The sequence below is a fragment of the Pedococcus sp. NPDC057267 genome (assembly GCF_042668795.1).
Taxonomy (GTDB): domain Bacteria; phylum Actinomycetota; class Actinomycetes; order Actinomycetales; family Dermatophilaceae; genus Pedococcus.
Map to the genome: position 1 here is coordinate 1 of NZ_JBHUYG010000172.1, position 3,276 is coordinate 3,276.

Here is a 3,276-nt window from a genome sequence, read left to right on the forward strand (position 1 = left end):
CTCGGCGCGGGGCGTCGTGCCGGCGGCCCGGCGCCGTCGAGCGTCAGGGGCGCGGGCCGCCCAGCACGCCCGCGTCGAAGGCCTTGAGGACCGACGCCTTGTCGGCGGCGCTCAGCGTCCCGGCCTTGACCGCAGCGTCCAGCCGCGTGACGAGCTCCGACCGGTGCTCGGCCTCCCGCTGGGAGCGCACCGAGTCCAGCGCGGCCTGCACCTTGGCCTCGCTCACGCCCAGCGCCTTGGCCAGGGCAGCCGCCATCGCCTTCTCGCGGGCCGCCCGGTCCGCCTCGGAGGGCCGCGTGCCCGGCGCCGGCCGCGTGGACGGCCTCGTCGCCTCCCGCGCCGACTGCAGCGCGGCGGACAGCTTCGACTCGCTCACACCGAGGGCCTTGGCGAGGGCGGCCGTGTCCATGCCCATGCCTGGACCGCCGCGGTGGCCACCCGGGCCGTGGCCGTCCCCGTCGCCGTCCGGGCGGGGTGCGGCGGGCGCGGTGGTCGTCGTGCTGGTGGGGGTGGGCGTGGAGCTGGCGAACGCCTGGCTCGCCCCGATCCCTGCGGCGACGGCGGCGACGGCGCCGACCGCGGCGACCTTGACTGACCTGCTGACGGGGGTCATGCGGACTTCCTCTCGTGGTTCTGCACGGTGCCGCGCAACCGTGCGGGGCACCTGCCACGATGCTGGCGGCCGGGGCTTGCCCCCAGCCGTGCCCGGCCTGTCAGGAACCTGTCACCCGCCGCCGCCCTCCTGCGCGGCCGACGAGCGCCGCCGGAGCTCGCGGCCCTCGGCGACCTGGGCCGCCAGCTTCTCCTCCTTCTTCCTGGAGACGCGGGTGTCCCGGGGCGGGAGCTGCAGGGTCTCCTCGGCGACGATGCCGGACTGCAGCTGGCGGGCACGCTCGAGCTCGGAGTCGACCTCGGCGCCGAAGAGCAGCGCGAGGTTGGTGAGCCAGATCCACAGGAGGAAGACGATGACGCCGGCGAGCGAGCCGTACGTCTTGTCGTAGTGCCCGAAGTTGGCGACGTAGAAGCCGAACAGCGCCGACGCCACCACCCACACCACGATGGCGATCGTCGCCCCGACGCTGATCCAGCGGAACCGGGGCTGCCGGACGTTCGGAGTGGCGTGGTACAGCAGGGCCACCAGCAGGACGACGACGACGAGCATGACCGGCCACTTGGCGATGTTCCAGACGGTGACCGCCGGGCCGCCGAGGCCGATGGTGTCGCCGACGGTGCGGGCCACCGGGCCGGTCACGACCAGCCCGACCAGCACGAGCGCGACCAGCACGACGCCGACCAGGGTGACGAGCAGCTGCACCGGGCGCAGCTTCCAGAACGGGCGCCCCTCGTCGATCTGGTAGACCCTGTTCATCGCCCGGCCGAACGCGCCGACGTAGCCCGACGCCGACCACAGCGCGCCGAGGACGCCGACCACCAGGCCCAGGCCCGCCGCGTGGGACGAGGTCATCTGGTCGATGGGTCCGCGCAGCTGGTCGGCTGCACCGCCCGCGCCGAGCTGGCGGAGCATGTCGAGCATCGTGGAGGTGGTCGACCTCCCCTGCCCGAAGACACCGAGCAGGGAGACGAGGGCCAACAGGCCGGGGAAGACGGCGAGCACCGCGTAGTACGTCAGGGCCGCCGCGAGGTCGGTGCACTGGTCACGCCCGAACTCGGCCCAGGCCTTCTTCGCCGTGTAGGTCCAGGCCGGCTTGTCCAGCTGTGGGGGCGAGTCGACCTTCTCCTCGGCCTCCTCCGGTGGCGCCGTGGCACCCCGCCGCGCGCTGCTGCCCTCGTCGGCCATCGTGCTCCTGTCCCGTGCTGTCGTGGTCTCCCCCACGTCCTGCCCGCTACCGCTCGCGCCAAACCCGGCCGGAAGCGGCTCATGACAGCCCTGCGCAGGACAGAATCGGCTCCATGACCTCGCCCCCTGAGGGACCGGGCCGCGCCCGCCAGTCGCTCGTCTACCGCGCCGGCGTCCTGGGCCACCGACCCGCCGTCCCCACCGACTTCGCCGAGCTCGAGTCCCGGGCCCGCGCGCAGATGTCGCCTCGGGCCTGGGCGTACGTCGCCGGCGGGGCCGGCGAGGGCGCCACGATGCGTGCCAACCGTGAGGCCTTCGACCGGTGGCGGATCCTGCCCCGCATGGGCGCGGGCCACGTGGTCCGGGACCTGTCCGTCGACCTGTTCGGGCGCACGCTGCCCACTCCGCTGCTCCTCGCCCCCATCGGTGCCGCCGCGCTGGCCCACCGCGACAGCGACCTGCACATCGGCCGTGGCGCCGCGGCGGCCGGCGTCCCGTACGTGCTGTCCAACCAGGGGTGCTCGCCCATGGAGGACGTCGCGGCGGTGATGGGCGGCTCCCCGCGCTGGTTCCAGCTGTACTGGTCGACCGACGAGCCCCTCGTCGACAGCCTGCTGCGCCGGGCGGAGGCCAGTGGAGCCGAGGCCGTCGTGGTCACCCTCGACACGACGATGCTCGGCTGGCGGCCTCAGGACCTCAACCTCGGCAGCCTGCCCTTCAGCCAGGGCATCGGGATCGCGCAGTACACGTCCGACCCGCGGTTCCGGGAGATCGTCGGTGAGCGGGTCGCGGCCGCGGCGGCCCGAGGCGGCAAGGCCGACGTGCAGGTGACCGTCGGCGCCCTGCGGTCGCTGCTGTCGATCAGCCGCGAGCACCCCGGGGGCACCCGGGCGAACCTGCGCTCCCCCGAGCCCCGAGCGGCCGTCGAGACCTTCCTCGACATCTACTCCAACCCCGGCCTGACCTGGGAGACGCTGGCCACGGTCAAGCAGCGCACCTCGCTGCCGGTTCTGGTCAAGGGCGTGCTGCACCCCGACGACGCGCGACGGGCCGTCGAGGCAGGCATGGACGGCATCGTGGTCAGCAACCACGGCGGGCGCCAGGTCGACGGTGCGGTCGCGTCCCTGGACGCCCTGCCGGCGGTCCGGCAGGCAGTGGGGCCGGAGCTGCCGGTCCTGCTCGACAGCGGGGTCCGCTCCGGGTCGGACGTGGTCAAGGCGATGGCGCTCGGCGCGACAGCGGTGCTGCTCGGACGCTCGTACGTGTACGGGCTGGCGCTGGCGGGGGCCGACGGGGTGCGCGACGTCGTGGCCAACGTCGTCGCCGAGCTCGACCTCACCCTCGGGCTGAGCGGCGTGGGGTCGGTGCGCGACCTCACCCCCGACCTCCTGGTCGCGGCACCCTGACAGCCGCCACCGGTCGTCCCCGGCCGGCCCGACGGCATACCGGCACACGCAAAGGGGCCCCGCAGCCGAAGC

At 74.4% G+C, this 3,276-nt stretch carries 3 protein-coding genes; 1 reads left to right on the forward strand and 2 read right to left on the reverse strand.

The window, feature by feature from the left end:
• Positions 1-43: 43 nt before the first annotated feature.
• Together ACFUC1_RS20390 and ACFUC1_RS20395 are read right to left on the reverse strand one after the other, a co-directional pair.
• Positions 44-613: a hypothetical protein gene (locus ACFUC1_RS20390; protein ID WP_379123100.1), complete on the reverse strand. Its 570-nt coding sequence runs from the start codon at positions 611-613 to the stop codon at positions 44-46.
• Between the two features lie 111 nt (positions 614-724).
• Positions 725-1,798, reverse strand: a complete 1,074-nt coding sequence (locus tag ACFUC1_RS20395) for a YihY/virulence factor BrkB family protein (RefSeq protein ID WP_379123103.1) — start codon at positions 1,796-1,798, stop codon at positions 725-727.
• A 113-nt stretch (positions 1,799-1,911) separates the two neighbouring features.
• Between ACFUC1_RS20395 and ACFUC1_RS20400 the strand changes: the two genes are divergently transcribed.
• A complete protein-coding gene (locus ACFUC1_RS20400) occupies positions 1,912-3,204 on the forward strand; it encodes a lactate 2-monooxygenase (protein ID WP_379123105.1) in 1,293 nt (430 codons plus the stop codon).
• The last annotated feature ends 72 nt before the right edge of the window (positions 3,205-3,276 follow it).